This is a genomic window from Amycolatopsis sp. GA6-003, from assembly GCF_046267895.1.
Lineage (GTDB): Bacteria > Actinomycetota > Actinomycetes > Mycobacteriales > Pseudonocardiaceae > Amycolatopsis.
In genome coordinates, this window is record NZ_CP176499.1 from 2,446,106 (window position 1) to 2,467,095 (window position 20,990).

The following is a 20,990-nucleotide window of genomic DNA, read 5'->3' on the forward strand; positions in this document are numbered from 1 at the left end:
GCCAGCCCGTCAAGCGAGTTGGTCTTCCTCCGACGGCTCCGCCGAGGGAGACGGCGAAGTGCGGCTGAACATCCGCGTCGCCGAAAGCCGCGCCACCCCGTCCGGATCGCCGAGGTCGTCGAGGGAGTTCCGGATCGTCGCGTCCACCGACAGGTACTTCCGCCCGGCCCGCAGGTCCGCGTCGTTGCGCAGCCGCACGATCAGCGGGAATTCCGCGAGCGCGCCCGCGTCGAACAGGCCCGTCGTGTAGATCAGCTGCACGCCCAGCGCTTCGGCCACCGCCCGCTGCAGTTCCAGCAGGTACCCGGCGGAGGCCCGGCCGATCGGGTTGTCCAGGAACAGCACGCCCGAATGCCGGTTCCGCGCCTTGCCCCGGTTGTTGGCGCGCAGCGCGGCGAGCGTGCAGTACAGGATGATCGCCGCGGTCAGCTGCTGGCCGCCGGAGAACACGTCGCGGATTTCCGACACCCGCTGACGTTCGGTGCGCAGCACGGAGTCCGGTTTGAGCATGTCGACCCGGTACCCCTTGGGCGCGGCGACGTGCACCCCGCGCAGCACCAGCGACAGCCCGTCGCGCTTCACGTCGCGGCCGTCGGCGGTCTTGCCCGCGGCCGCCTCGTCGACGACCTCGCCCAGTTTTTCCGCCAGCACATGGTCTTCCAGCTCGGTGAACCGGATCCGCAGGAACTCCTGGCCGGACCAGTCGCCGAGCCCGTCCGGCAGCCGCGACACCCGCTGCGCCGACCGCAGAGTGCGCAACGCGCCTTCGACCATGCCCTGCAGCCGCGTGATGATGCCGCCGCGGTGCCGGTCGATCTGCGCGAGGTCGTCGGTGAGCGTCCGCAGCCGGGGCCGCAGCGCCTCGCTCCATTCCGCCGCGTGCGCCGGAAGCTGGTCCCGTTTCACGGAAATCACCTGCTGCCGCACCGGCGTGCTGAGCTTTTCGAACCGCTTCTCGGTCGCGTACTGCGCCAGCTGATCCGCCGCCGCGCGCACCCGGCGATCGCCGGAATCGGCCGCCGCCTGCGCGTCGTTCAGGACCGTGTTGAGCTGGTTGTACCGGGTCCGCGCGGATTCGACATCGCCGTCGTAGGCCTCGGCCGGCTCCTCGGAACGCAGGTGTGCCAACGATTCCGAGAGCAGGCCGAAGCCGGACGCCGAAGCCTTCGCCGCGTCGAGCGTCGCTTCCGCCGCTGCCCGGCGTTCCTGCAGCTCTTCCCATTTCCGGGCCGCCGCGGACACTTCCAGCGAAGCCGCGTCGATCAGCTCGAGGCCGTGCTCGATGTCGCGCGGCCGCTCGGCCGGAGAGGCGACGCCGGTCTGCAACGGCAGCACGTCCAGCTCGGCCCGGCGCGTCGACACCAGGCCGATGACCTCGGTGCGCTCCTCCTCCAGCGCGTCGACGACTCGCCGCGCCCTCGCCAACGCCGCCGCCCGGGTGGACGCGTCCGAACCGTCCGGCGTCTCCAGCAACGCCGCCGCGCGCACCCGGACCTCTTCGTCCAGCGCTTCCAAGGCGGACGACGCCGCGGCTTCGGCGGATTCGGCCTGCTCCAGCTCGGCCCGGAGATCACTGCCGACCTCGACCTTCGCGTACGCCTCGGAAGCCGACGCGAAGGTGCGCCGCAACGCGTCCACCGGTTCCGAAGGTGCTTCGACGTCCTCCGGCAGGTCGGCCGCGCCCGGCACCTCGGCCAGCTCGGACCGCGCGGTGGTGACGGTGCGACGGTGTCCGTCAGCGGTCCGCTGCTCCTCCGCCGCCTGCTCGCGCAACCGCGCCGCCCGAGCCGACGCCTCGGCCGCCGACGTCTCCGCGCGTTCCGCGATTTCCGTTGCCCGCTCGACTTCTTCGGTCCACTCCGCGACCCGCGCCGCCCTCGTAGCGAGTTCGCCGAGCCGACGCGCCTTCTCCTCCGCTTCCGCGGCAGCGGTCCGCAACGCGGGAACCCGCTCCCGCAAAGCGGTGACTTTTTCGCTCAACCGGGCGAATTCCGCTTCAGCCTGCGCGAGTGCGGTCTGCGCGGTCTCCCGGGCCACCCGAGCGCTTTCGGCCTGCTCGGCGAGCGTCCCGATGGCACCGGCCGGGTAGTCCTCGCGCCAGGTGGTGAGCTTCCACGTCAGCGCGCCGTCGGCGGCCAGCGACTCCGACAGCTGCTCCAGCCGGCGCTGCCGTTCCGCGTGCCGCTGCGCCACGGCTTCCCGCTCGGTGTCGGCGGCTTCCTCGTCGTACATCGCCGGGTTCGGCGGCACGAGGAACTCGACCCCCGACGCAGCCGGAACATCCGCCGCCTGGAACGCGTCCGTGGTGCCGACCGCGACGACCGCGCTCGGCAGCAGCCGGGAAGCCTCCAGCACCTCGCGCGCCCGCTTCACCTGCGCCGCGTCGTTCAGCAGCACCCCGGCGACGAGCTGCGGCATCCGCTCCAGCACCTCGTCGCGCCGCACGGAGTCCAGTTTGGACAGATACCGCCAGCCCGACCACGCGGTGATCCCGGCCTGCTCCAACGCGTCCAGCGCGGCCTGCACGTCCTCCGGCGGCGGCAGCAGCCCGCCCGACCCGAGCGCGGCCAGCGCCCGTTCGTCGGCCTGCTCCTCCATCCGCAGCGCGGTCTGTTCCTTCTCGACCGCGGCGCTCGCGTCGCGCAACCGCTGCAGCAGCACCGGAAGGTCGCTCTCCAGCTTGACGTCGTCCGCGCCGAGCAGCTCCATCAACCGCGGTTCGGCGGCCAGCGCGTCGGTCCGCCGGTGCGCGCGTTCGAGGTCTTCGGCAGCGCGCACGAGCCGGTCCTGAGCGGACCCGGCGAGCTGGTGCGCCTCGTTCACCGCACGCTGCGCCGCTTGCAGCTCCTCGCCGACCCGGTCGAGTTCCTGTTCCCGGCGAACCGATTCCGCCGCCGCGGCCTCGGCTTCCGCCCGCGCGGACCGGGCCGCTTCCGCCACGTCCGCCCCGGCCGGCAGCAGTCCGCTTCGGACAGACTCGGAGATTTCCTCGCGCAGCTCAGCGATCCGCGACGACAGCCCGCGCGCCTCCGCCCGACGGCCAGCTGCCAGATTCGCCGCCTCGTCCCGTTCCGTCTGCGCCTTCTCCGCTTCGGCGCGCAACGCGTCCGCGTGCGCCTCGGCTTTGTCCGCCTGTCGCTGGGCATCCCGCGCCAGCGAAAGCAGACCGCGCCCCAACGCGACCGCCGCCGCATCCCGCGCGGCCAGCGCCGGCTTCGCCTTCTCCTCGCGGTTTCCGACCAGCTCGCGCAGGTCTTTCGCCTTGCGCGCCGCGTTCAACCGGTTCAGCACGGTCGCGGTTTCGCGCCACGCTTCGGCTTGCGTCTTCGCCTCGGTCAGCTCGCCGTCGACACGCTCGCGTTCGATCTGCGCTTCTTCCAGCCGCAGCACCGCGACCAGCCGCCGGAGCTCGGTGACGCCCGCGGTCAGCCGCCGATGGTCGCCCTCGGCGAGCTTCTCCGCGGTCCGCACCTCCTCGACGTGCTCTTCGAGGCCGGACAGCCGCGCGTTCTCCAGCTCGTTGCGCGCGTGGATCCGCCCGGCCAGCTCGCTGAGGTCCTCCCGCGCGGATTCGGCGATCCGCCGCGAAGCCGCCGCGACGCCTTCCTCCTCGGCCAGCGGACCGAGCAGTTCCAGCGCTCCCTCGACGAATTCCTTCTCCGCCATCAGATCGCCGCGCTGCGACAGATTGTTCGCATACGTCGATACGACCTCGGCGAGGTCCTTCGGCTCGTCCTCGGACAGCACCGCGCGCAGCAAGAACTCCACGAACGCCTCGTCGGTGGAGAACTGGAACGCGTCCGCCGCCTCGCCCTCGCCCGCGTTCATCGCGCGCTGGTAGCGGAACAGCTCCGTGTCGAGGCCGAGCTGGTCGAGCCGTCCGGTCCACTCGTGGTGCCGGCGCGTCCAGAACAGCTCCAGCTCCGGTTCGGCCATCGCCGCGCCGGCAATCCGGTCGTGAAAGCCGGACATGGTGAGCAGGCGGCCGTCCTCGGTCAGCGGCAGCGAATCGAGGCCGAGCTCGGCGGTCGGGCGGAAGCAGTACCAGGAGTCGACCAGGTTCTCCGAGTCCGCCGACGTCACGTGCCCGCGCCACTCCGACACCTTGCCGGTGATCACCCGCTGCCCGGTCTCGACGTGCAGCCACTCCAGCACCACGTGCGCGACGTCCTTGGCCGTCACGAACTTCTCCAGCACCTTCGTGCTCGTGGTGCCGACCACCTGGCGCCGCCCGGGCAGCATCACCGAGAAGATCAGCTTGATCAGCACGGACTTGCCACCGCCGTTCTCCAGGAACAGCACGCTCGCCGGAGACGGGCGGCGCACCGGTCCGCCGGCGTGGATGCCCGCGGAGAACAGCGCGTCCTGTTTCGGCGCGGTGATCTCGGCCCCGACGCCGCTGAAGTCCAGCACCACGTCCTGGTACCGGGCGCCCGCCGGGCCCACCGAATGCAGGCGGACCCGCGAAAGCTCGTACATCCGTTTCCCCTCTTACTGCAGCGTGTCCGAGGCCGTCGCGCGCAGCGTCCCCCCGGGCCCGGCGACCGCGACGACGCCGAGCGCGAGCAGGTCGTCGAACGCGGCGTCCGCGGCCAGCTCGCGCACCTGGATCTGGTACCTCGGCGTCGTGCGGTAGGTGCCGCCCTGTTCGTCGCTCACCGGCACCAGAAAGCCTTGGTCGGCAAGGAATCGCAGCGCCCGCGACACCATGCCGCGCGTGGTGTCCGCCGCCATCCGGCCGTCCTTCGTCGCCGCGGCGGCCGGACGCCGAGCGTACGCGCGCCACGCCTGTTCCAGCTCCGGCGCGTCGGCCAGCGGGTCGTTGTTCGCCTCGGCCAGCTGCGCGCGTTCGTCGAGCACGCGCGCCGCTTCGCGGACCATCGCGTCGACCTGCTCGACGCTCACGCGGCCGATGTACGTGTCGTTGGCCAGATCGTCCGGCCGCGGATAGCCGAGCGCGGCCGTCGCGAGGTGAATCAGGCCGTGCAGCACCTTTTCCGTCTCGCGCCGCTCGCGGATCTTGGCCTGGCGCGCGTAGCTGTCCATCTTGATCTCGAAGACGGACTCGTCGGTGGCCGCGAGCACGCAGCCGGCCTGCTGCGTCACCTCGAGCACCATCAGCCCGAGCCCGGACGCGACCGCGTGGGTCAGCGCCTTGAACGCGTTGTCCTCGCCGTAACGGCGCACCAGCTCGCCGTACACGACGTCGCGGGCGGGCAGCTGCTTCGGGCGCATCCCGAACGCGACGAGGCGCGCGGCGGCCTCGGCGTCGACGCTCGTGTGCGTCACCGGCATCAGGCGACCTCCTCGGTCTCGTCGTCCGCTCGTTCGACCTCCGCGGTGGACAGCAGCAGATCCGCGCCGCCGAACTCCGGGTCGTCGAGCAGGGTGCCGTCGTCGACGGCGAGCAGCACGTGGCGTTCCCCCTGCCGGCGCGCCGCGCCGACCTCGGGACTGTAAGCGTGCAGGGCACGCAGCGCGACCAGGGACGCCAGGTTCGGCTGCCCGGAGCGGCGCGCGTCCTCCAGCAGCCCGGACAGCCGGCGCGGCACGTCGGGCAGGTCGAGCAGTTCGTCGGCGAGGCGCCACACGTCGTCGCCGAACCGGTCGGTCACCTCGGCGGGCACCAGCTCCGGTTCCGGCACCTCGCCGACCAGCTGGTCGCGTTCCGGGGCGGGCCGCAGCAGCAGCGACACCAGCGACGACAGCGACGGCACGACCGGCGTCGTGATCCCGGCGACGGCGTGGAAGAAGTGCTCGGCGGGCGCGGTGGCGTCGGCGAGCGGCAAGCCGAGCGTCGGCATCAGGAGCTGGCCGAACAGGTCGATCGTGGCCCGCTGCGGCGGACCGGAGAACTGCTGGCGGTCCTGTTCGGCGCGGAAGACCGCACCGGCGTCGGCCAGCCGGGACTGGAGCCGGGTGTGCCGCCGGATGCAGTCCGCGACGATGTCGACCAGCTCGGCCGCGCGGCGCTTGTGGTCGGGATCCTCGGATTCGTCGCGCGCGGTGGTGATGTTCTTGAGGATCGCGTTCTCCGCGCGGAACCGGGACTCGATGTGCCCGAGCGCTGATTCGATCAGCTCCGGCACCTCCTGCTCCCAGTCGACCGCGCGCACGTCGCGGCGGGTCGCGTCGAGCTTCGCGCGCAGCGTCTCGCCGTATTGCACGGTGCGGTAGCGCGCCTGCTCCGCGGCGAGCTTCGCGTCGGCGAGGCGGCCTCGGTTGATCAGGTTCTCCAGCTTCACCTCGGCCGCGATCTGCGCCGATTCGACGTCCGTGTCCAGCGCGCCGACCAGCACGTTGATCGCCTCGTCGGTGGCCCGCAGGTACACCTCGCCGTCCGGGGCGGCCAGTTCGACCAGCAGCTTGAAGTCGAACTGGCGACGCTGGTAGCCGCCGGGGCCGAGCGAGCCGTACACGCGCCGGAAGCCGCGGTCGGTGGTGCCGACGTTGATCAGGTTGTCCAGCACCCACTTGGCCACGCGCACGTGCTCTTCCGGCGTCCGCGACGGCGCCTGCAGCGAGATGAACGGCAGCAGTCGGTCGATCACCTGGTCGTGCCCGGCCCCGGTGTCGAAGTCCATCGCGATGGTGACCTGGTCGATCGTGTGCAGCGCGATCTCGGCCATCTGGTACACCGTGGCGTCGGCCCAGTCGAGCTTCGCCTTCCGCGCGTCGAGGTCGTGCAACGGCGCGGTGCAGGCGAGCGCCTTCAGCCGACGGGTCAGCCCCTCGTCGGCGAGCCCGGCGGCGCCCATCTCGTCGTATCGCACAGCAGGTCAGGCTAGTCGGCCCGGCCGAGCGCCCGCACACGCGGACGGCTAGCGTGGCAGGCATGCGGGAGATGACCAGGGCGGAGTGGTGGAAGTTCGCGAGCGAGGGCACGCGGACCGGGATGCTGGGGATCGTGCGGGCGAACGGGGCCCCGGTCGTCACGCCCGTCTGGTTCTTGCTGAACGAGGGGCCTCACGGCGACGAGCTGATCTTCACCACCGGCACGGACACGCTGAAAGGCAAGGCCCTGCGCCGCGACCCGCGGATCTCGCTCGCCGTGGACGACCAGCGGCCGCCGTTCTCCTACGTCCAGTTCACCGCCGAGGCGGAACTGCACCACGACCTGGACGAAATGCTGGAGTGGGCCACCCGGCTCGGCGCGCGGTACATGGGCGAGGAGAACGGCCCGGCCTACGGCAAGCGCAACGCCGTCCCGGAAGAATCCCTCGTCCGGGCGAGGATCACGAAGGTGATCGCGCGGGCGGACATCGCCGGTTTCTGACCCGCCCGCTCCCTCGAGGGCGCTCCGCGGCTTCGGCTGCGGAGCGTAATGCCGCCATCGCACTATTGACACCGCGCTGCCGAGGGTGTGTGATCTGTCCCCATAAATAGGAAAGTTTCCTAACGAAGACTTCATCCCCGCCGCCGCCCCGATCCCCCTCACGCAGGAGGCCCCCGTGGCACGACGCTCGACGTTGAGCGCGCTGTTCGCCGGTACCGCGGCGACCGCGCTCGGCTGCGCACTGCTGACCCCTGTGACCGCCACCGCGGCCACCGGGGACTACGAGTCCGAGGACGCGACGCTCTCCCAGGCCAAGATCGCCACGAACCACTCCGGCTACTCCGGCAAGGGATTCGTGGACTTCGAGAACCTCGTCGGCAGCTACGCCGACTACTCGGTCAACGCGGCACAGGCCGGCACGCACACACTGACTTTCCGCTACGCCAACGGAACCGCCGACGACCGGCCGATGAAGCTCGTGGTCGACGGCGGCGACAAGGGCACGGTTTCCTTCCCCAGCACCGGTTCCTGGACGACGTGGAAGACCGTCACCGCGACCGTCCAGCTCACCGCGGGCGTCAACCACGTGCGCACCGTTTCGGCGTCCGCGAACGGCGGGCCCAACACCGACAAGCTCACCGACAGCTTTTCCGCCCCGGCCGACACCGAGCCGCCGACGCCGCCGAAGAACTTCCAGGCGTCGAACATCCGGCCTACCGCGGCGGATTTCCGCTGGGACCCGGCAACGGACAACGTCGGCGTCACGCGGTACGAGATCAACCGCGGCGGCAACACGCTGAAGGTCGTGGACGGCAAGACCACGTCGGCGACCGTCGACCAGCTGACGCCGAACACGTCGTACGACATCTCGGTGATCGCCTACGACGCGGCGGGCAACCCGTCCCAGCCGAGCAATGTCGTCGGCGTGAAAACCCCGCCCAGCGACGACAAAACCCCGCCGAGCGTGCCCGGTTCACTGAAGGTCACCGGCAGCACCTCAGACAGCATTTCGTTGTCCTGGAAGGCTTCCACCGACGACAGCGGCTCGATCGCCGGCTACGACGTGTACCAGAGCGGCAACGTCGTCTCGACCACGACGCAGACGTCGGCGACGGTCACCGACCTCAAGCCGAACACGTCGTACACGTTCACCGTAAAAGCGCGTGACCCCAACGGAAACGCCTCCGCGGCGAGCAACGCGGTCACCGCGAAAACCACCAGCAGCAGCGGTTCCGGCGGCGGAATTCCTTCGTACGACAAGGACATCGCGAAGGTCGACCTCGGGTGGGCGGTCGGTTTCCTGCCGAACGGCAACGCCTTGGTGACCGAGCGGGACCGGTTCGAACTGCTGCAGATCACCCCGGACGGCAAGAAGACGACGCTCGGCAAGATCCCCGGCGTGGTCACCACGAACGGCGAGGGCGGGCTGCTCGGGCTGGCGATTTCGCCGCAGTGGAACACCGACCACGCGGTGTACCTGTACCACACGTCGTCCAGCGACAACCGGATCGTGAAGGTCACCTACGACGGCACCACGCTGTCGAAGACGACCACTCCGGTGCTGACCGGCATGTCGAAGAACCAGTACCACAACGGCGGCCGCATCGCGTTCGGCCCGGACGGCAAGCTGTACGCCACCGTCGGCGACGCGAAGGTCAAGGCCAACGCGCAGAACAAGAGTTCGCTCAACGGCAAGATCCTGCGGCTCAACCCGGACGGGTCCGCGCCGAGCGACAACCCGTTCTACGCCACCGGCGGCAACGCGCGGTACGTCTGGAGCTACGGGCACCGCAACCCGCAGGGCCTGGCCTGGGATTCGCAGGGGCGGCTGTGGTCGTCGGAGTTCGGCGAGAGCAGCCAGGACGAGCTGAACCTGATCCAGAAGGGCGGCAACTACGGCTGGTCGGCCTGCGAGGGCACGATCGGCGACTGCGGCGGGACGATCGCGCCCAAGAAGACGTGGCCGACCTCGCAGGCCGGACCGTCGGGCATCGAGATCGTGAACGACTGGATCTACATCGCGGCGGTGACCGGCAAGCAGCTGTTCGCGACGCAGATCAAGGGCGACAGCATCGGCAGCGTGTCCGCGGTGTTCTCCGGCCGCTGGGGCCGGCTGCGCTCGGTGACCAAGACGCCGGACGGGCGCCTGTGGGTGACCTCGACGAACAACGACAAGCTCGGCGGCACGCCGGACACCATCGACAACGTGGTGGTGCAGCTGAAGTTCCCCGGCGCGGCACTCGCCGGATAAAGCCGCGGCAGGGGTGACCGGAGCGGCGCCGGTCACCCCTGCCGCACCTCATTCTTTCAGCAGCTCGTAACAGCGGATGCGCGCCTTCGCGTCGAAAACCGGCACGGTGACCATGATTTCGTCCGCGCCGGTCTGCTTCGCCAGCTCCGCGAGCCGGGCTTGGACCTGCTCCCGCTCGCCGTACGCCTGCGCCGCGCGGAAGTGTTCGAGCTGCGGCACCATCTCCGGCGCGAACTCGTACCCCGCGGCCTCCTCGGGCGTGAGCATCGGCTGGTCTCCCCCGCCGCCGGTGAGCAGGTGGGATTTGAGGACGTTCATCGGCCCGGACAGGTATTCGGCCTCGGCCTCGGTGTCCGCGCAGATCGTCTCGACGCACAGCAGCACGTACGGCGCGGAACGCCACTTCGAGGGCCGGAACTTCTCCCGGTACCGCTCCAGCGAGGGCGCGGTGTTGTCCGGCCGGATGTGATGTGCGAACGCGATCGGCAACCCGCGCTCGGCCGCCACCTCCGCGCCCGCCGGGCTGGAACTGAGCAGCCACGGCTCCGGCACGGTCACGCCGCCGGGAAGCACCTGGTCGCTGCCGAGATACTTCAGAAGCTCGTCGACATCGGCGTGATAGTCGGCTTCCTGTGCAGGCTCGGCCCCGCGGCGCAACGCCCGGATGATCTCCGGATCGAGCGCGCCCGGCCCGCGCCCGACGCCGAGATCGACCCGGCCGCCGTTGAGCGCGGACAGGGTGCCGAACTGCTCAGCCAACGCGAACGGCGCGTGATTGGGCGCGAGAACCCCGCCGGACCCGACGCGGACCCGGGACGTCACCGCGCCCGCGTGCGCCGCGAGCACCTGCGGGGAGGCACTGGCGATGGCCGGGGAACCGTGATGCTCGGCAAACCAGAGCCGGCGGTAGCCGAGGTCGTCCACCCTGCGCGCGACAGAGGAGAGCGGTTCGAGCGCCGCGGTGGCCGACTGCCCGGCTTCGACCAGCGCGAGTTCAAGTACGGAGAGCGGCAGATCGATCATGCCCTCCACGGTAGCGAACACCGCGGTGTGGTGGGGGTGATTTGTCCACTGTGGACGAAGTCTTGACGGCCGGGCGGGCTCGGCGGGTGGGGTGGGCTCGACGGCGGGGCGGGACGGGGAGGTGCCACGGAAAACGCAGGGTGAGATGGGGTGGGTGGGGTGGGCTCGGCGGCGGGACGGGACGGGTAGGCGCCGCGAAAACGCAGGGTGAGACGGGGTGGCGCGGGCCGGCGGTGAGGCGGGCATGTGCTGCGGAAAACGCAGGGTGGGGTGGGACGTGTTGCTGAAGGCGTAGCGGAAGGTTCGCGGAGCAAGGGATGATGCCGTGCTCGGCCAGCGCGGCGAGAGTTTCTTCGGCAGGCGCACCCTCGTGAGTGTTTTTGCCGGTAAGAACCGGCATAGGCACTCACGAGACTCCCGCCGACGATCGGGCAGGTCCCGGGCGGCCGCGGCTGGTCTTCCGAGGCGGGACTGCTCCGCCGTCGCAAGCCACCGCGAAGGGAGCAGGCAGGCCGCCCAGACCAACGCGACCGGGCGCAGCGGGCTTCCCGCCGAGAAGCCGCAAACCGGGCCAGGCAGGCCACTCCCCCGCCCCAACCACCGCGGCGAAGCCAGACCATCCGCACCCAACCCACCGCACCAGGGCTTAGGCCATCCGCACCCAACCCACCGCAGCAGGGCCAAGCCAACCCCACCCCAACCACCGCGGCGGGGCCAGGCCATCCCGCCTCTAACCCCGCCGTCCACCGCGTCAGGCTTCTTCCTCCAGCATTTCCGGGGTCACCGCCGATTCGGTGTCCGGGATGTTCAGTGCCTTCGCCCGCTTGTCCGCCATCGCCAGCAGCCGCCGGATTCGGCCGGCTACCGCGTCTTTCGTCATTTGCGGGTCGGACAGCTGGCCGAGTTCCTCCAGGGACGCCTGGCGGTTCGACAAGCGCAGGCGGCCGGCCGCGAGCAGGTGGTCCGGAGCGGTGTCGCCGAGGATCTCCAGGGCTCGTTCCACCCGGGCGGCCGCGGCGACGGCGGCGCGGGCCGAGCGGCGGAGGTTCGCGTCGTCGAAGTTCGCGAGGCGGTTGGCGGTCGCTCGCACCTCTCGGCGCATCCGGCGTTCTTCCCACTGCAGCACGCTCGTGTGCGCGCCCAGGCGGGTCAGCAGGGCGCCGATCGCGTCACCGTCGCGGACCACGACCCGGTCCGCGCCCCGGACCTCGCGCGACTTCGCCTGGATGCCCATCCGTCGCGCCGCGCCGACGAGGGCCAAGGCCGCTTCCGGGCCCGGGCAGGTGACTTCCAGGGACGACGAGCGGCCCGGTTCGGTCAGCGAGCCGTGGGCCAGGAAGGCGCCGCGCCAGGCTGCTTCGGCGTCGGCCACTCCGCCGGACACCACGGCGGCGGGCAGGCCGCGCACGGGGCGTCCGCGCTGGTCGATCAGACCGGTCTGGCGGGCAAGGCCCTCGCCGTCCTTCACCACGCGCACGACGTACCGCGTCCCCTTGCGCAGGCCGCCGCTCGCGGTGATCACGTGCACGTCCGAATGATGTCCGTACAGCTCGTGGATCTCCTTGCGCAGCCGCCGCGCGACCGAACCCGTGTCCAGCTCCGCCTCGACCACCACCCGGCCGGCCACGATGTGCAGCCCGCCCGCGAAGCGAAGCAGCGACGCGACCTCCGCCCGGCGCGGCCCGATCTTCGTGATCTCGAGCCGGCTCAGTTCGTCCTTCACCGCGGCGGTCATCGCCATGTACTGCCCCTCCTGCCTTTCGCTGCGCGCCCGCCGTCACCCACAGTGCTCCCCGCCGAGGCCGAGTGCCTCTCGCACGCACTGGGCGAGCGCACCAGGATCATGCCGTCCCGCCACGACCGGGTCGCCCACCGCCCCCAGGCAGGCCCTGGCTCCGAGGCGTTCGGCGGCCCGGCGGAGGCTTGCCGGGTCAGGGACGGAATCCCGGTCCGCGATCACGGCGTCGACCCGCAGCGCGGGCGCGTGCTCGAAGAGTACGTCCAGATGCCGCTCCGGGGAGAATCCGCCGGTTTCCCCCGGTTGGGGGACCAAATTCAGCACGACGACTTTGGTGGCCTTCGTGCGCACGAGCGCGTCGTGCAGATCCGGGACGAGCAGGTGCGGCAGCACGCTGGTGAACCACGAGCCGGGACCGAGGAACACGACGTCCGCCTCCAGCACCGCCTCGATCGCCTCCGGGCAGCCGCGCGGCGGGCGTTCCTGGCGGCCGGCCGGGTGCAGTGTGATGCGATGCACCTGGCCGGGCGTGCTGGCGACCGCGACCTGGCCGCGGATGCGCCGGATCGCGTCCGGGTCCTCGCTGTCGAGGCCGCTGACCTCGCCCTCGATCTCCAGCGGCTCGGGCGACATCGGCAGCACGCGGCCGGAGATGCCCATCAGCCTGCTCGCCTCGTCGAGCGCGGCCACCGGGTCGCCGAGCACCTCGAACAGCCCGGCGAGCAGCAGGTTGCCGACGGCGTGCCCGGCGAGCGCGCCGTCGCCGCCGAAACGGTGCTGGAACACCTCGGCCCACAGCCGCCCGCCGTCCTCCGCGGCGAACGCGGCGAACGCCTGGCGCAGGTCGCCCGGCGGCAGCAGCCCCAGTTCGCGGCGCAGCCTGCCGGACGACCCGCCGTCGTCGGCCACCGTGACCACCGCCGTGACGGCGCGGGTGATCCGCCGGAGCGCGGTCAGCGTCGCGTGCAGCCCGTGTCCTCCGCCCAGCGCCACCGCGCGCACGTCACTCCCGGCCAAGATCCCGGTGCACCACCTTTACTGCCATGCCGTCCTCATTGGACAGTCGCTGGGCGAGTTCCTCGGAGATCGCGACGCTGCGGTGCTTGCCGCCGGTGCAGCCGACCGCGAGCGTCAGGTACCGCTTGCCCTCGCGCTTGTAGCCCGCGCCGATGAGCCGCAGCAGCTGGTGGTAGCGGTCGAGGAATTCCTCGGCTCCTTCCTGCGACAGCACGTAATTGCGCACCTCGCCGTCGAGGCCGGTGTGCTCGCGCAGCTCCGGGATCCAGAACGGGTTCGGCAGGAACCGCACGTCCATCACCAGGTCGGCGTCCATCGGCAAACCGTACTTGTAGCCGAAGGACAGCACGGTGACGCGGGTCTGCGTGCTGGCCTCGGAACCGAACGCGTCCTCGATCTTCGCGCGCAGGTCGTGCACCGACAGCGCGGACGTGTCGAGCACCAGGTCGGCTTCCTCGCGCAGCGGCGAAAGCAGTTTCCGCTCGGCGGTGATGCCGTCGGCGAGCCTGCCGTCGCCCTGCATCGGGTGGCCGCGGCGGACCGATTCGAAGCGGCGCACCAGCACCGCGTCGGTGGCCTCCAGGAACAGCACGCGCGGCTTGTACCCGCGCGCGTCCAGGTCCTTGATCACCGAGGCCAGGTCGTCGGTGAACGCGCGCGAGCGCACGTCCATCACCACCGCCACCTTCGTGATCGCCCCCCGCGCCTGCGCGCCGAGCTCGACCATCGTGGCGATCAGCTCCGGCGGCAGGTTGTCGACGACGAACCAGCCGAGGTCCTCCAGGCATTTCGCCGCCGTGGAGCGGCCCGCGCCGGACAGGCCGGACACGACCGCGACCTCCATCCCGCTGCCCCGTTTTTCCTCTTCCGCACTCACGTGTGCTTCCTTCCCGATCACGACCCCTGGTCCCCTCCCGGCACTGCCTGCGATGCGGCTCCGGTCTCCCCGGCCAGCGCCGCCACCACGGCTTCGGCAGTGCGCCTGCCGAAACCGGGCACCGCTTCGATTTCCTCGACCCGGGCCTGTTTGAGCTTCTTCACCGAGCCGAAGTGCTTGATCAGCGCGGTGCGCCGAGCCTGCCCGAGTCCGGGCACACTGTCCAATTCGGACGTCTGCATGCGCTTGGCGCGCTTTTCGCGGTGGTAGCGAATGGCGAACCGGTGCGCCTCGTCGCGAAGCCGCTGCAGCAGATACAGCGCGTCGGACGTGCGCGGCAGGATCATCGGATCCGGTTCGCCGGGCAGCCACACCTCTTCGAGCCGCTTCGCGAGCCCGACGACGGCGATGTCGGTGATGCCCAGTTCGGCGAGCACGTCCGCGGCCGCGGTGGCCTGCGGGCCCGCGCCGTCGACGACCAGCAGGTTCGGCGGATAGGCGAACTTGCGCGGCCGGCCGGTCTCCGGGTCGATCCCGGCGCGCACCGGCTCCACCGCCTCGTCCCCGGCTTCGTCGGCGTCCGGCGCGGTTTCCGTTGTCTCCGCCGCGTTTTCGGCCGTTTCCTTGAGGTACCGGTAGAACCGCCGCCGCACGACCTCGGCGATGGACGCGACGTCGCCCTCGGTCGCCGCCTCGCGCAGCGCGAACTTGCGGTACTCGGACTTGCGCGGCAACCCGTCCTCGAACACCACCAGCGACGCCACGACGTCGCTGCCCTGGATGTGGCTGATGTCGATGCATTCGATGCGCAGCGGCGCGCTGTCGAGCCCCAGGTAGTCCTGGAGCTCCTGCAGCGCCGCGGACCGCGCGGTGAGATCGCCCGCACGGCGCAGTTTGTGCTGGGTGAACGCTTCCTTCGCGTTGCGCTCCACCGTTTCCGCGAGCGCCTTCTTGTCGCCGCGCTGCGCCACCCGCAGCCGCACGCGCGACCCGCGCAGGCCGGACAGCCACTCGGCGACCGCGTCGGCGTCCGCGGGCAGCTCCGGCACCAGCACCTCGCGCGGCACCACCGGACCGGTCTCGACGTCGTCGCGGCCCGCGCGGTCGGACTCCTCGCCGTAGAACTGGGTGAGGAAGTGGTCGACCAGCGCCGGGACGTCCATTTCCTCGGCCTTGTCGATCACCCAGCCGCGCTGCCCGCGCACGCGCCCGCCGCGCACGTGGAACACCTGGACGGCGGCCTCGAGTTCGTCGTGTGCGAAGGCGACGACGTCGGCGTCTGTGCCGTCGCCGAACACCACGGCCTGTTTCTCCATCGCGCGGCGCAACGCGCCCAGGTCGTCCCGCAGCCGCGCGGCGCGCTCGAACTCCAGCTCCTCGGAAGCGGCGGCCATCTCGCGTTCGAGCCGCTTCACCATCGCGTCCGTGCGGCCGGCGAGGAAGTCGCAGAAATCTTCGACGATCGCCCGGTGTTCGTCCGCGGACACCCGGCCGACGCACGGTGCCGAGCACTTGTCGATGTAGCCGAGCAGACACGGCCGCCCGATCTGCCCGTGCCGCCGGAAGACGCCCGCGGAACAGGTGCGAGCGGGGAAAACGCGCAGGAGGAGGTCGAGCGTTTCGCGGATCGCCCACGCGTGCGAGTACGGCCCGAAGTAGCGGACCCCCTTCTTGCGCGCGCCGCGGTAGACGTGCAGCCGGGGGAATTCCTCGTTCAGCGTGACGGCGAGGACCGGGTAGCTCTTGTCGTCGCGGTAGCGGACGTTGAAGCGCGGGTCGAATTCCTTGATCCAGTTGTACTCCAGCTGGAGCGCCTCGACCTCGGTCCCGACGACGGTCCACTCGACGCTCGCCGCGGTGGTGACCATCTGCCGCGTGCGCGGATGAAGGCCGGACAGGTCGGCGAAGTACGAGTTCAGCCTGCTGCGCAGGCTCTTCGCTTTGCCGACGTAGATGACCCGCTTGGCGTCGTCGCGGAACTTGTAGACGCCAGGCGAGTCCGGGATGCTCCCCGGCTGAGGTCGGTAGGTGGTCGGATCAGCCACGTGCCCCACTGTATGGCGAGGGTCCGACAGTTTCCGGGAGACCCCTTGCTGCGGGCCGCCCGCGGTCCGGGATCAGTCCGGGCGGGTCGCGGCGCACGGCCCGGTCGCGTTGCACCGTCGCCGGACGCCTGCCGTAGCCTGGCCTCGCCGAGCCGTCGAACGATCAGGGAGCAGCCATGACCGTCCGCGTCGCCACCTGGAACGTCAACTCCATCGTTCCCCGGCTGCCCCGCGTGCTCGACTGGCTCGACACCACCGCTCCGGACGTGCTGTGCCTGCAGGAACTCAAGAACACCACCGAGGCCTTCCCCGCCGGCGAGATCGTCGCGCGCGGGTACGAGGTCGCCGCGTACGGGCTCGGGCGGTGGAACGGCGTCGCGATCCTCTCGAAGATCGGGCTCGACGACGTGGTGCGCGGGCTGCCGGGCGAGCCGGGCTTCGACGGGCAGGCCGAGGCGCGCGCGATCGGCGCGACGTGCGGCGGGATCCGTGTCTGGTCGGTGTACGTGCCGAACGGGCGGGAGCCGCAGAATCCGCACTACGCCTACAAACTCGAGTGGCTCGAGAAGCTCAGCGACCTCGTCGGCGAAGAACTCCGGCACGCGCGCCCGTTCGCGGTGCTCGGCGATTTCAACGTCGCGCCCACCGACGACGACGTCTGGGACATCTCGCTGTTCGCCGAGTCCACGCACGTCACCGAGCCCGAGCGGGCAGCGCTGAAGAAGCTCCGCGACGCCGGGCTGTCCGACGTGTTCCCGCGCCCGCTGAAGTACGACCACCCGTTCACGTACTGGGACTACCGCGCCGGAAACTTCCCCAACAACAAGGGAATGCGCATCGACCTCGTCTACGGGAACGAGGTTTTCGCCAAGGCGGTCACCGATTCCTACGTCGACCGCGAAGCCCGCAAGGGCAAGGGGCCTTCCGACCACGCGCCGATCGTCGTGGATCTTGAGCTGTAGAACTCAGGCCCCGGTGGCGGCGCGGTGCAATCGACGCAGCGCGCGCACCGCCTGCACCGCTCGTTCCCGGTCCACCGCCTGCACGGCCATCACCGAGAAGTACTCGTCGTCCGGCAGTTCCAGCCGAGCCCACGAAGCACCGTCGGGGAAGCTGATCGACAGCACCTGATCCCACGTGAACACCCGCCGCGCCAGCACGTTGCGGACCTCGATCCCCGTGGCATCCGCACGGACCCGGGCGTTGCCGAAGAGCATCGTGCCCGCCGACAGCGCCACGCCGATGCCGATCATCGCGATCTGGTCCGCCGCCTCGAACACGACGCCGGTGTGCGAGCTGCGCAGCAGGACCGCGACCACCACGAACGCCGCGAGCAGCGCCACCGCGAGCACGCTGCACATGATCAGCGCCCGACGCGGCCGGATCACGAGGGTGGGCTGCTGCTCGGTCATCACGCTCACACGAATCCCCGCTCGGTCCACGGCTTGCCCAGGCCGCGCAGCACGTGCGCGGTGTCGAGCGCCGCCACGGCCGCCTCGTACCCCTTGTCCTCGACGGAGCCGGGCATGCCGGAGCGGTCCAGCGCCTGCTGTTCGGTGTCGCAGGTCAGCACGCCGTTGCCGACCGGGGTGCTCTCGTCGAGCGCGACCCGGGTGAGGCCGGCGGTGACCGCGTCGCACACGTACTCGAAGTGCGGGGTGCCGCCGCGGATCACGACGCCCAGCGCGACGACCGCGTCGTGGTTGCGGGCCAGCGCCTGCGCCGCGACCGGAAGCTCCACCGCACCCGCCACGCGGATGACCGTGGGCTCTTCCTCCAGCCCGGCGTCCTTCGCCGCGGCGAGCGCGCGCTCCAGCAGCACGTCGGTGATCTTCGCGTTCCACCGCGTCGCGACGACCGCCAGCCGCAGGGACTTGCAGTCGCGCAGGTCGAGCGCGGTGTCCGGCCGCCCCTCGCCGCTCATCGCGTGGTGTCCTCCTCGGTGCCCTGGTCGGCCGCCCCGACCTGGTCGTAGTGCTCGAGCTGGCTGAGGTCGTGCCCCATCCGGTCGCGCTTGGTGCGCAGGTACCGCAGGTTTTCCGGGTTCGGCGAGATCGGCAGCGAGACCCGCCCGGTGACGCGCAGGCCGTAGCCCTCGAGTCCGACCCGCTTCGCCGGGTTGTTCGTGAGCAGCCGCATCGACCGGACGCCGAGGTCGCACAGGATCTGCGCGCCGGTGCCGTAGTCGCGCGCGTCCGCCGGGACGCCCAGCGCCAAGTTCGCGTCGACGGTGTCCGCGCCCGCGTCCTGCAGCTGGTACGCCTGCAGTTTGTGCAGCAGCCCGATGCCGCGGCCCTCGTGCCCGCGGATGTACAGCACGACGCCGCGGCCCTCGTCGGCCACCTTCTGCAGCGCGGCGTCCAGCTGCGGGCCGCAGTCGCAGCGCAGCGAGCCGAAGACGTCGCCGGTGAGGCATTCGGAGTGCACCCGGACCAGGATGTCCTCGCCGTCGCCGATCTCGCCGTACACGAAGGCGACGTGCTCGATCCCGTCGAGCAGGCTGTCGTACCCGACCGCGCGGAACGTGCCGGCGGCCAGCGGGATCCGCGCCTCGGCGACGCGTTCGACCTGCTTCTCGGTGCGCCTGCGGTAGGCGATCAGCTCCGCGATCGAGATGATCTTCAGGTCGTGGTCGGCGGCGAACACTTCCAGCTCGTCGCGCCGGGCCATGTCGCCCTCGTCCTTCTGCGACACGATCTCGCAGAGCACGCCCGCCGGGGACAGTCCGGCCAGCCGGGCGAGGTCCACCGCGGCCTCGGTGTGCCCGGGACGGCGCAGCACGCCGCCTTCCTTGGCGCGCAACGGCACCACGTGGCCGGGGCGGCGGAAGTCCTTCGCGGTGGCCTCGGGGTTGGCCAGCAGCCTCGTGGTGTGCGCGCGGTCGGCGGCGGAAATGCCGGTGGTGATGCCGTCCGCGGCGTCGACCGTGACGCTGTACGCGGTGCCGCGCTGGTCCTGGTTCGTGTGGTACATCGGCGGCAGGTCGAGCCGGTCCGCCTCGGATTCGGTCAGCGCGACGCACACGTAGCCCGAGGTGTAGCGCACCATGAAGGCGAGCAGCTCCGGCGTCGCCTTCTCGGCGGCGAAGATGAGGTCGCCCTCGTTCTCGCGGTCCTCGTCGTCGACGACGACCACCGCGCGCCCGGCGGCGATGTCCGCGATCGCGGCCTCGATGGCGTCCACGTCGACCGCCGCGCCTGCTCCGCACGGGGTCCATCCGGTCTGCGGCTCGGCCGCCTTCGTCTCGCTCACGGGTGCTCCTTCGCTGCCGCCGCCGGGTGGATGTCACACATTGTGCGCGTTCGCCGCCACGTGTGGCGCAGTGAGCTTCTCCACGTACTTCGCGACGACGTCCACTTCGAGGTTCACGAGGTCGCCCTCTTCGCGCCTGCCGAGGGTCGTCGCCTCGAGCGTGGTGGGGATCAACGCGACCGAAAACCGGTCCTCGGTGATGCTCGCGACGGTGAGCGAAACGCCGTCGACGGCGATCGAACCCTTCTCCACGACGTACCGCGCCAAGGCCGGGGGCAGGGAGAACGTCGTCACGCCGCGTTCGTCGCGGGAGAGGAAAACGCCGGTGCCGTCGACGTGGCCCTGCATGATGTGCCCGCCGAGCCGTCCGCCCGCGGGGGTCGCGCGCTCGAGGTTCACCGCGTCTCCGACGGCCACCTTCGCGAGGCTCGAACGCTGGAGTGTTTCGTTCACCACATCGACGGTGAACTCGCCGCCGGAGACCGTGACGACGGTCAGGCAGACGCCGCTGACCGCGATCGAATCGCCGTGCCCCGCGTCCGAGGTGACCAGCGGGCCGCGCACGGTGAGCCGAGCCGCGTCGGTGAGCTGCTCGACCGCGGTGACCTCGCCGACCTCTTCGACAATTCCCGTGAACACTGCTGCCTCCTCGCCCGGCCACCGCCTTCGGTGGCCCCTCCATCCAACACCCGCCCGGCCCCGGGAGCTTCCCGGGACGGGAAGGTCAGCTGACGCGGAGACGGGCGGCCTGCTCGCGCAGGGCGGCGACGGCGCGTCCGGGGTCCTGCGCCCCGTAGACGGCCGAGCCCGCGACGAAGCAGTCCACGCCCGCTTCGGCGGCCTGTTCGATGGTGTCGGAGTTGATCCCGCCGTCGATCTCGACGACCAGCTTGAGGTGCCCGGTGTCGACCAGCCGGCGCGCGGTGCGCACCTTCTCCAGCACGTCGGCGATGAACGACTGCCCGCCGAAGCCCGGTTCGACCGACATGACCAGCAGCGTGTCGTAGTGCTTGAGGGTTTCCAGGTGCGGTTCGAGCGGCGTGCCCGGCTTGATCGACAGGCCTGCCTTCGCGCCCGCGGCGCGCAGGTTCTTCGCCAGCATGACCGGGTCCTTGGCGGCTTCCACGTGCACCGTGACGTTGTACGCGCCGGCCTCGGCGTAGCCGATCGCCCAGCGGTCCGGGTCTTCGATCATCAGGTGGCAGTCGAGCGGCAGGTCGGTCGACTTGAGCAGCGACTGGACCACCGGGAGGCCGAGGGTCAGGTTGGGCACGAAGTGCGCGTCCATGACGTCCACGTGCACCCAGTCGGCCCGGGTGTCCCCGGGATGCGCGACGGCCGCGATCTCCTCGCCGAGCTTGGCGAAGTCGGCGGACAGGATGCTGGGTGCGATGAGAGGTGAAGCCACGACCCGAGTGTAAGAGGACCCGGTTCCCGGCCGTTCACCGGCCGTGACCGCACCGGAGTTCGCTTTCCGGACACCGGGCGCTCATCCGGAATCTCCGCGTCGA

At 71.0% G+C, this 20,990-nt stretch carries 16 protein-coding genes; 3 read left to right on the top strand and 13 right to left on the bottom strand.

What is annotated here, in order from left to right:
- Nucleotides 1-9 precede the first annotated feature (9 nt).
- The 3 genes from F9C12_RS10500 to F9C12_RS10510 are packed head-to-tail and all read right to left on the bottom strand — an operon-like array spanning nucleotide 10 to nucleotide 6,758.
- The gene (locus tag F9C12_RS10500; protein WP_409465738.1) at nucleotides 10-4,479 is read right to left on the bottom strand and encodes a hypothetical protein; all 4,470 of its coding nucleotides are present in this window, start codon (nucleotides 4,477-4,479) and stop codon (nucleotides 10-12) included.
- A gap of 12 nt (nucleotides 4,480-4,491) precedes the next feature.
- Entirely contained in the window at nucleotides 4,492-5,295 is an 804-nt protein-coding gene (locus tag F9C12_RS10505; RefSeq protein ID WP_409465739.1) for a hypothetical protein, read from the bottom strand.
- Nucleotides 5,295-6,758: a hypothetical protein gene (locus F9C12_RS10510; RefSeq protein WP_409187045.1), complete on the bottom strand. Its 1,464-nt coding sequence runs from the start codon at nucleotides 6,756-6,758 to the stop codon at nucleotides 5,295-5,297. The genes F9C12_RS10505 and F9C12_RS10510 overlap by 1 nt, the downstream gene beginning before the upstream one ends.
- 77 nt (nucleotides 6,759-6,835) lie before the next feature.
- On the opposite strand from F9C12_RS10510, the gene F9C12_RS10515 reads away from it, so the two are divergent.
- Both F9C12_RS10515 and F9C12_RS10520 read left to right on the top strand, forming a co-directional pair.
- Nucleotides 6,836-7,276 carry a PPOX class F420-dependent oxidoreductase gene (locus F9C12_RS10515; RefSeq protein ID WP_409181799.1) on the top strand — a complete coding sequence of 147 codons (441 nt, stop codon included), beginning with the start codon at nucleotides 6,836-6,838 and terminating at the stop codon, nucleotides 7,274-7,276.
- Nucleotides 7,277-7,451: 175 nt separating this feature from the next.
- Nucleotides 7,452-9,527: a PQQ-dependent sugar dehydrogenase gene (locus F9C12_RS10520; RefSeq protein WP_409465740.1), complete on the top strand. Its 2,076-nt coding sequence runs from the start codon at nucleotides 7,452-7,454 to the stop codon at nucleotides 9,525-9,527.
- 48 nt (nucleotides 9,528-9,575) lie between these two features.
- Here F9C12_RS10520 and F9C12_RS10525 read toward each other — a convergent pair whose 3' ends face one another.
- The 5 genes from F9C12_RS10525 to uvrC form a co-directional block, all read right to left on the bottom strand.
- Nucleotides 9,576-10,550 (bottom strand): LLM class flavin-dependent oxidoreductase, encoded by a 975-nt coding sequence (locus tag F9C12_RS10525; RefSeq protein ID WP_409465741.1) that lies wholly within the window; start codon nucleotides 10,548-10,550, stop codon nucleotides 9,576-9,578.
- Nucleotides 10,551-11,301: 751 nt separating this feature from the next.
- Complete coding sequence (whiA, locus tag F9C12_RS10530; RefSeq protein WP_409465742.1) at nucleotides 11,302-12,291, bottom strand: DNA-binding protein WhiA; 990 nt, start codon at nucleotides 12,289-12,291, stop codon at nucleotides 11,302-11,304.
- A gap of 36 nt (nucleotides 12,292-12,327) precedes the next feature.
- Complete coding sequence (gene yvcK / locus F9C12_RS10535) at nucleotides 12,328-13,290, bottom strand: uridine diphosphate-N-acetylglucosamine-binding protein YvcK (RefSeq protein WP_409187046.1); 963 nt, start codon at nucleotides 13,288-13,290, stop codon at nucleotides 12,328-12,330.
- Nucleotide 13,291: 1 nt separating this feature from the next.
- Nucleotides 13,292-14,149, bottom strand: coding sequence for an RNase adapter RapZ (gene rapZ / locus F9C12_RS10540; protein WP_020658140.1), 858 nt, complete (start codon nucleotides 14,147-14,149; stop codon nucleotides 13,292-13,294).
- Nucleotides 14,150-14,199: 50 nt separating this feature from the next.
- Nucleotides 14,200-16,227: an excinuclease ABC subunit UvrC gene (uvrC, locus tag F9C12_RS10545; protein WP_409465743.1), complete on the bottom strand. Its 2,028-nt coding sequence runs from the start codon at nucleotides 16,225-16,227 to the stop codon at nucleotides 14,200-14,202.
- Nucleotides 16,228-16,403: 176 nt separating this feature from the next.
- Between uvrC and F9C12_RS10550 the strand changes: the two genes are divergently transcribed.
- On the top strand, nucleotides 16,404-17,189 hold the full coding sequence (locus tag F9C12_RS10550; protein WP_409465744.1) for an exodeoxyribonuclease III: 786 nt from the start codon (nucleotides 16,404-16,406) through the stop codon (nucleotides 17,187-17,189).
- Nucleotides 17,190-17,192: 3 nt separating this feature from the next.
- On the opposite strand, the gene F9C12_RS10555 is transcribed toward F9C12_RS10550, so the two are convergent.
- The 5 genes from F9C12_RS10555 to rpe all read right to left on the bottom strand — a co-directional run bounded on the left by F9C12_RS10555 (nucleotide 17,193) and on the right by rpe (nucleotide 20,887).
- Nucleotides 17,193-17,639 (bottom strand): PH domain-containing protein, encoded by a 447-nt coding sequence (locus F9C12_RS10555; protein WP_409465745.1) that lies wholly within the window; start codon nucleotides 17,637-17,639, stop codon nucleotides 17,193-17,195.
- A gap of 5 nt (nucleotides 17,640-17,644) precedes the next feature.
- Nucleotides 17,645-18,151 (bottom strand): 6,7-dimethyl-8-ribityllumazine synthase, encoded by a 507-nt coding sequence (ribH, locus tag F9C12_RS10560; RefSeq protein ID WP_409181806.1) that lies wholly within the window; start codon nucleotides 18,149-18,151, stop codon nucleotides 17,645-17,647.
- Nucleotides 18,148-19,479 carry a bifunctional 3,4-dihydroxy-2-butanone-4-phosphate synthase/GTP cyclohydrolase II gene (locus tag F9C12_RS10565; RefSeq protein WP_409181807.1) on the bottom strand — a complete coding sequence of 444 codons (1,332 nt, stop codon included), beginning with the start codon at nucleotides 19,477-19,479 and terminating at the stop codon, nucleotides 18,148-18,150. The genes ribH and F9C12_RS10565 overlap by 4 nt, the downstream gene beginning before the upstream one ends.
- Before the next feature lie 33 nt (nucleotides 19,480-19,512).
- Nucleotides 19,513-20,118 carry a riboflavin synthase gene (locus tag F9C12_RS10570; RefSeq protein ID WP_409181808.1) on the bottom strand — a complete coding sequence of 202 codons (606 nt, stop codon included), beginning with the start codon at nucleotides 20,116-20,118 and terminating at the stop codon, nucleotides 19,513-19,515.
- Between the two features lie 85 nt (nucleotides 20,119-20,203).
- Nucleotides 20,204-20,887 (bottom strand): ribulose-phosphate 3-epimerase, encoded by a 684-nt coding sequence (gene rpe, locus F9C12_RS10575; RefSeq protein ID WP_409465746.1) that lies wholly within the window; start codon nucleotides 20,885-20,887, stop codon nucleotides 20,204-20,206.
- Nucleotides 20,888-20,990 lie beyond the last annotated feature (103 nt).

Coding starts and splice junctions, on each gene's coding strand:
- F9C12_RS10500 (WP_409465738.1), bottom strand. CDS start 4,479: ATGTACGAGCTTTCGCGGGTCCGCCTGCATTCGGTGGGCCCGGCGGGC.
- F9C12_RS10505 (WP_409465739.1), bottom strand. CDS start 5,295: ATGCCGGTGACGCACACGAGCGTCGACGCCGAGGCCGCCGCGCGCCTC.
- F9C12_RS10510 (WP_409187045.1), bottom strand. CDS start 6,758: ATGGGCGCCGCCGGGCTCGCCGACGAGGGGCTGACCCGTCGGCTGAAG.
- F9C12_RS10515 (WP_409181799.1), top strand. CDS start 6,836: ATGCGGGAGATGACCAGGGCGGAGTGGTGGAAGTTCGCGAGCGAGGGC.
- F9C12_RS10525 (WP_409465741.1), bottom strand. CDS start 10,550: ATGATCGATCTGCCGCTCTCCGTACTTGAACTCGCGCTGGTCGAAGCC.
- whiA (WP_409465742.1), bottom strand. CDS start 12,291: ATGGCGATGACCGCCGCGGTGAAGGACGAACTGAGCCGGCTCGAGATC.
- rapZ (WP_020658140.1), bottom strand. CDS start 14,149: ATGGAGGTCGCGGTCGTGTCCGGCCTGTCCGGCGCGGGCCGCTCCACG.
- F9C12_RS10550 (WP_409465744.1), top strand. CDS start 16,404: ATGACCGTCCGCGTCGCCACCTGGAACGTCAACTCCATCGTTCCCCGG.
- F9C12_RS10555 (WP_409465745.1), bottom strand. CDS start 17,639: ATGACCGAGCAGCAGCCCACCCTCGTGATCCGGCCGCGTCGGGCGCTG.
- ribH (WP_409181806.1), bottom strand. CDS start 18,151: ATGAGCGGCGAGGGGCGGCCGGACACCGCGCTCGACCTGCGCGACTGC.